Source organism: Lonsdalea iberica, from assembly GCF_002111585.1.
Taxonomy (GTDB): Bacteria; Pseudomonadota; Gammaproteobacteria; order Enterobacterales; family Enterobacteriaceae; genus Lonsdalea; species Lonsdalea iberica.
The window spans coordinates 24,860-31,407 of the sequence record NZ_LUTP01000036.1 but is presented as its reverse complement, the minus strand read 5'-3'; the positions used below and the strand labels follow the sequence as shown (position 1 = coordinate 31,407).

The 6,548-nt window shown below is 52.1% G+C and carries 3 protein-coding genes and 1 pseudogene; 3 read left to right on the top strand and 1 reads right to left on the bottom strand.

What is annotated here, in order from left to right; all coding sequences use genetic code 11:
* Positions 1-195: 195 nt before the first annotated feature.
* Positions 196-862, bottom strand: a pseudogene (locus tag AU511_RS13015) (transposase); the annotation flags it as partial.
* Between the two features lie 1,808 nt (positions 863-2,670).
* Here AU511_RS13015 and otsB point away from each other — a divergent pair.
* From otsB to AU511_RS13000, 3 genes are all read left to right on the top strand, one after another.
* A complete protein-coding gene (otsB, locus tag AU511_RS13010; RefSeq protein ID WP_240503833.1) occupies positions 2,671-3,474 on the top strand; it encodes a trehalose-phosphatase in 804 nt (267 codons plus the stop codon).
* Complete coding sequence (locus AU511_RS13005; RefSeq protein ID WP_094101216.1) at positions 3,471-4,850, top strand: alpha,alpha-trehalose-phosphate synthase (UDP-forming); 1,380 nt, start codon at positions 3,471-3,473, stop codon at positions 4,848-4,850. The genes otsB and AU511_RS13005 overlap by 4 nt, the downstream gene beginning before the upstream one ends.
* 210 nt (positions 4,851-5,060) lie before the next feature.
* Complete coding sequence (locus tag AU511_RS13000) at positions 5,061-6,536, top strand: GMC oxidoreductase (RefSeq protein ID WP_094101217.1); 1,476 nt, start codon at positions 5,061-5,063, stop codon at positions 6,534-6,536.
* Positions 6,537-6,548: the final 12 nt, after the last annotated feature.

The following is a 6,548-nucleotide window of genomic DNA, read 5'->3' as shown; positions in this document are numbered from 1 at the left end:
TTATATTGTCCTGGGATATTATTCACACCCAGATGGAAAAGAAACCGTACTACCGTAAAAGGGGTACGGTTTTTTTTCGTCTTCAAGATACCTGCGATAATCAGCGAGTATTCAATCGTAAAACGTCCACACAGATCATCACCCCTTCTGGTTCTTCCCTATTTTTACCAAATGCGTGCTCGTGCTTCTCCCTGGTGATAGCGTGGGTTTCATTGACCTGTCACTACGTTACGGGCAAAGAGGTCGATAACAACGGCAGATACAGCCAGCCCTGCTGCCGATGTTTATAACCACGTACTGCCTTTATCCGGTTCAGTTGCTTAATGCTGCCCACCCGATTTTTACCGCAGCGTTCTCCGATTTTGCACAGATCGCCGTGAACCCGACGATGGCCGTACACGCCGCTGCTCAGCGCATACGAATCCCGGATAAGCGTCAGCAGGCGCCGGTTACCCCGTTCACGTTCGGACGCCGGATTATGCACCCACGTAGAGAAGCCGGCCGGTGCTTCATTCGGTGCCCGACACATCGTCATAACACCCCATTCAGCGCGGTGCTTATTAAAAAAGCGGTACTTTAGTGGGACTCCCTTGCAAAGTACCGCGCGGCCTTTTTCAGGATATCTCTTTCTTCTACGGTGCGGTTTGGTTGTGCACGAAGTGTTAGGATCTCGCTTTTAGCCTCGAGTAAATCCCTTGCGTGCTGCTCGCTAATATCAGGTTTTTATGGGGTGTAGCCACGTGTCGAGGCAGTGCGCGGAGACGCTCAACCGGTCGGAAACTTCAGCAACGGAATAGTCACGTTCAGTGATCTGCCGGACGGCCTCTTCTTTAAATTTAGGTGTAAATCGTGGAGTGCCCATACGCTCCTCCTATGCTCAAAATATAGGGCAGGATGATCTACAGTAGCAGAGGCGGTTCACCGTAAAACTACCAGTGATTCATAGGGTTAAACGCGACAGTTCTCATCATCACGAGACTCCACGGCAATGCCCGCATTTGGACCAGCGACCAGGTTCTTACTCTCTAGAAGCAAATGCTCTGTACTAATGGGCGTGAAATCATGTGTGTAGAAAAAACAGCTGACGCAGCCGGACCAGAAGAGACGAGTTGCAGCTGTTACTGAAATTTCTGCGCCCCGGTGCTTGAGTCCTGATTATTTAACGCCACCCGGATGTACTTTCGTCTAGACTCACCCGGCATGGCTACGCCTAAAAGATAGGGTCACTGTTTGATACAGAGACTGTGGAAAACAGGGCATTGTTTAACATTCCGCTGGATCCTGACTGCACTGCCGAACTGTGCGACAGAATACGGGTTGTAAGTCTGCCAATATATCGATGTTGGTTTCCCGGTATTTTAAGCCGAAATCTGCGCTGATTGAGAGTCAAAGCAGCCGCTGTACCTCATCGACCTGGCTATATTAGCCATTTTCACAAGTCTTATCATTGAATCATCGGGTAAATATTATTAGCTATATGGTATGGGTTTTATTTTCATGCTCACCACTTTAATGCATATACCCAAAACATACCATTAATCAATAAAATCGAGAAACTATCTCGCAATGAATAATATCCTCTGGATGTAGTGAGTGAATTTAATTTTAGTGCCCAAATGAATTATTTATTCAGGAGTGGATTTTATCCCTGAATAAATAATAATCATGTTGAGGGATGTTGTGGGGGAGAATACGCTGGGTTATTCTTTTTAAGAAAAATATTCAGTAAGTCTTTTTCAGTCTATTCCTATTTTTTCTGGGGAGGTTTTATTGAGTTAAATATGTTTTTTATCTTTTTGTATTTATTTCACCAGGTTAAGCCTAAAGCGTTTTTTTGAGGACGAAGCTCTGGTCTTCAAATGGCATGAAAGTATTTACATGTCGCTTAATGGATTATGGTGTTAAATAAGTTCCCAATAAGAAAAACGTATTGGAAAGTGTAACAATCTAAGCGCTATGTAATGAAAAAAAACAAATATAAAAATTGCTTTGTGGTTTAACCTGGTTAGAATCCATTTAAGCAAGGAATTATGCTTGTTTGATTTGTTCTTAAATACTTATTCATTAATAATGCGTATTATTCTGTCGGTGTTATGGTTTATCTGAATGATATGTAATGATTTTATCCGAATGGTAATGTGCGTCATCTAACATGGTGCGTATATGATATTACGCATGCTGCTCAGCGTGGGGTGGTGGTTGATTATATTTTTATGAGTGCCTCAATAGGATATTCAAGAACCTTTTATTTAATACCAAAATAAATCCATCGTGCGTGAGCAACGACTAAGCTGCGAATAAATCTATGGCCAATTAAGCCCAATGCGATAACGGGATGATTAGGTGGTGCGTGTCTTCAACCTGGTGAAAGAAATAACAATAAAAATTTAGGCCCGCCAATACATCTGATGGGCAGATTAAATATTTAATTTCTGGCAGTACCCGATGATCTTCGACTTTCATCATAAGTCAAAAGTTCGTCTGGGGGGAAGGAACCCATATCGTCACGTCGGTGAGTGATATCTCAATATGCTATCCCATGCATGTTATTACTCGCAGGGAATAAGCGCCGTAAGCGAATTTACGGTGGGTTTGATTCAATCACTGATATCAGGAATACGGCTGCTTTTGGCGAATCAGTACTGAACTCGCTATCACCAAGAGAGGATTGTGAACGTGACTCCAGAAGACCATGAAGATTTGAATCAGCCTGATGTATTACCGGTATTGAGGCTCAGCGACTCTGCGTTTTTCTTCGATATCGACGGTACGCTCGCGGAAATATGCGCCCGTCCAGAGGACGCCTCCATTCCCTTACCGCGTTTATCTCTTCTTCGCGCCCTGTTTCGCGGCTGTGATGGCGCCGTAGGGATTATCTCGGGACGGCGTTTAGCGGAAATTGATGATCTGCTGGCGCCGTTGCTATTCCCGGCAGCGGGAATTCATGGCGGCGAACGTCGTCGTGCCGATGGGACGGTTCATCGCAGTGAGGTCAATTTGCCCACAGAACTCTGTCTGCGACTGAAGTATTGGGTAAGTCAGCATCCCGGCACTTTTCTCGAAGCCAAAGAGGACACGGCCGTGGCGCTGCACTACCGCCAGTGTCCGCAATTCGAACCCGAAGCGGCGCGGCTTGTCTCAGCGCTGGTTGAGGATTATCCCCAGTGGGCGGCGCAGCAGGGGAAATGCGTTGTTGAAATTAAACCTGAGAACGTGAACAAAGGGGTCGCTTTGCGAGCGTTTATGACGGAAACGCCGTTCCGAGAACGTACCCCCGTCTTCGTGGGTGACGATCTCACCGACGAACAGGGTTTTGATGCTGCGCAGGCGCTGGGAGGGATAGCGATTAAAATCGGCGCCGGCCCTACCTGTGCGACGTATCGACTGGCGAGTGTCGATGCCGTCGGGGCGTGGTTATCGTGTTTGACCTCGTACGCCGACCCGCCGCGAGCGGATAAGGCGGTGTCGCGATGAGCCGGCTTGTGGTGGTATCTAATCGCGTGCCCCCGGCGCTGGATGACTGTCCGGCAGGAGGATTGGCCAGCGGGATGATGGCCGCGCTGGAGCTTAGCGGCGGGGTCTGGTTTGGATGGAATGGCGAAGTAGAAAAATGTCCGACCCGCGTCGAACAGCGAAGTCTGAATAACGTGACCTTTGCGACGACCGCGCTGACCGCGGAGGAGTATCAACACTATTACTGCGGCTTCTCCAACGGCACGTTGTGGCCGACGTTCCACTACCGTGTGGATCTGGCGCGCTACGACTTCGAAGAGTACCAGGGATATCTGCGCGTTAACCGCCGTCTGGCGCAGATGCTAAAACCGCTGCTTCGCCCGGACGATATCATCTGGGTACAGGACTACCACCTCCTTCCTTTCGCTCAAGCCTGCCGGTCGATTGGCATCCACAACCGTATTGGTTTCTTTCTGCATATCCCTTTTCCGTCCAGCGTCATCGCCATGACGATACCGCCGCACCGTGAGCTGTTTTCCAGCATGACGGATTACGACCTGTTGGGATTTCAGACCGAAGAAGACCATCAGGCTTTCCGGGATTACGCCAGCCGCATGGGGATAAGCGACGACATCGTCAAAAGCGGCGTTTACCCCATAAGCGTCGCGATTGAGCCGCTTCGTCAACTGGCGCAGGACAACTCCCCCGACCTACACCTGCTCGATCAGGTCTCCCGTCGTCTGGGGCGTAAAGCGATCTTCAGCGTCGACAGGCTGGATTACTCCAAAGGCTTACCCGAGCGCTTCAGCGCTTTCGAACTGCTGTTGAAACATTATCCCGAGCATCGGCGGCGAGTGCAGTTTGTTCAGTTCGCTCCCACCACCCGCGACGACATCTCCAGCTACCGGCAAATACGCGAGCAGCTTGACGCACTGGCCGGACGCATTAACGGCGGCTATTCCGAACTGGACTGGCTTGCGCTGAATTACATGAACAAGAACTGCGATCGTCGGCGATTGATGGGGCTATATCGTCAGGCACACGTCGCCTGCGTCACGCCGCTGCGCGACGGGATGAATTTGGTGGCGAAAGAGTATGTGGCGGTCCAGGAGGAAACGGATCCCGGCGTGCTGGTGCTGTCTTGCTTCGCCGGTGCGGCGAGGGAATTGGATGCCGCGCTGATCGTCAATCCGTATGACCCGCGCGAAGTCGCCGCCGCGCTGGACCGCGCTTTAATGATGCCGCTCGAAGAACGCATAGAACGCCACCAGAGCATGCTGAATATTTTACGGCATGCCTCCATCGATGTGTGGCTACGGCGCTTTGTGGATGACCTGTCGCTGCAACGCCCGGCAGGCGATGCGGGACGCGTGCCTTGTGTGTGTTTGAGGGCCTGATGACTCGACAAGGTTGCGTCTCCTACCGATGAGCGAAAGACATACCGGATGGACGAAATGCCATCACGTCAGGTTGAAGGCGTCGCGCCAAAGATTTTCCGGCGGCGTGCGTAGCAAAGGAATGCGTTGTCGACGGTCGGCACAGCCAGTAATCCTTGGCCCAAACGGACCGACGAGTTGATGAAATTTTGAATGAAGGAGCAATGAACCATGACAATGATTAAGCACATAAGCGCTTATCAAGGACGTTTTGACCAATTCGATGCCGTCATTGTGGGCTCCGGCCCTTCCGGCGCCACGGTAGCGCGTACGCTCGCGGAACAGGGCAAGGACGTCCTGATTCTGGAGCTGGGCGGACTGGCGTCGCCGGGAGAAGTGCTGGGGACGCATCAGTCCATCTACAGCCGGGCGATTACCGCAACCGGGCTGCAGGATGGAAACCCGTGGACCGCCTGCTGCGTCGGCGGGGGTATGCAGTTCTATTCCGCCATCACCTTTCGCTACCGAGACGTGGATATGCGCATCAGCCGCTACCTGCATTCGGATATGGAGATGGATTGGCCTATCACCTTGCAAGATCTGGAAGAACATTACGGCTACATCGAATCATTACTGGGGATGCAAGACGTCAGCAGCTATCCGTTTAGCGCGCGCGGCAAGAAGATCGCCCATGCGATGGCGTCGCTCGGTTACCGCCCGCGTAATATGCCGCTCGCTATTATTCCGGCGGGGAGTGACAACGGATGTCAGTTCTGTTCGGCCTGCGACAGCCGCTCTTGTACGACGGGCGCCAAGGCGTCGATTCTAAACCGATCGGTGCTCGATGACTCGGCGCTGCCGGGATCCATTACCGTGCTGTTCGGCTGCATGGTGAATAGCATCCGGCTTTCCAACGAAGGGCATGCTCAGTCGGCGGAGTGTTATATCCCGTTCTCATCCGAACATTTAAGTATTCCCGTCAACAAGATCATCTGCTGCGGTAACGCCATTCAAACCAGCGCGCTGCTGTTGCGTTCGACCTCCGTGTTGGCCCCGCGCGGCATCGGCAATGAGCACGACCTGGTTGGTCGCGGCCTCTCCTTCAAAATCACCGGTTACACGACCGGCTCTAACCCTGCTTGGGCGAAGGAAGATGGGCTGTGCGCCCCGCATCAAGGCGCGCCCGCGTCCGTCTACACCGATGATTTTTACCAGAACGCCGATGTGCCGACCGGAATTGGCGGGCTGCTGTACGAGGTGGCCTCCCCGGAACCGCTCCGCAACATCGGCCGCATCCGTCTGCACTATCTCGCGGGCGAAGAGGCGTGGTCCCACAACCGCATCACCCTGGATGAGCACAAGGATGAATTTGGCAATCCGCTGATCAAGTTCAATTACAAAAACTCCGACAGCGACTTGGCGCGTATTGGCTTTATGGCGGCCCGGGCGGAGGAGATTCTGAGAGAAGCCGGCGCGAAGACAATAGAGCGTGAACCGTCTGTGCATAACAAAGGGGGGTCGCATTTGCATGGCACGGCGCGGGCAGGGACGGATGCCACGCGGTCGGTCGTCGACGTCGCGGGTCTTGTTCACGGCTACGACAACATTTACGTCATGGATGCCTCCGTCATGACCTTTGCCGGAAACTCGAATCCAACTCACACCATTATGGCCAACGCGCGACGCATGGCCGTAGCGATGCGCTGAACCCCACTCAGG

Coding starts and splice junctions, on each gene's coding strand:
- AU511_RS13005 (WP_094101216.1), top strand. CDS start 3,471: ATGAGCCGGCTTGTGGTGGTATCTAATCGCGTGCCCCCGGCGCTGGAT.
- AU511_RS13000 (WP_094101217.1), top strand. CDS start 5,061: ATGACAATGATTAAGCACATAAGCGCTTATCAAGGACGTTTTGACCAA.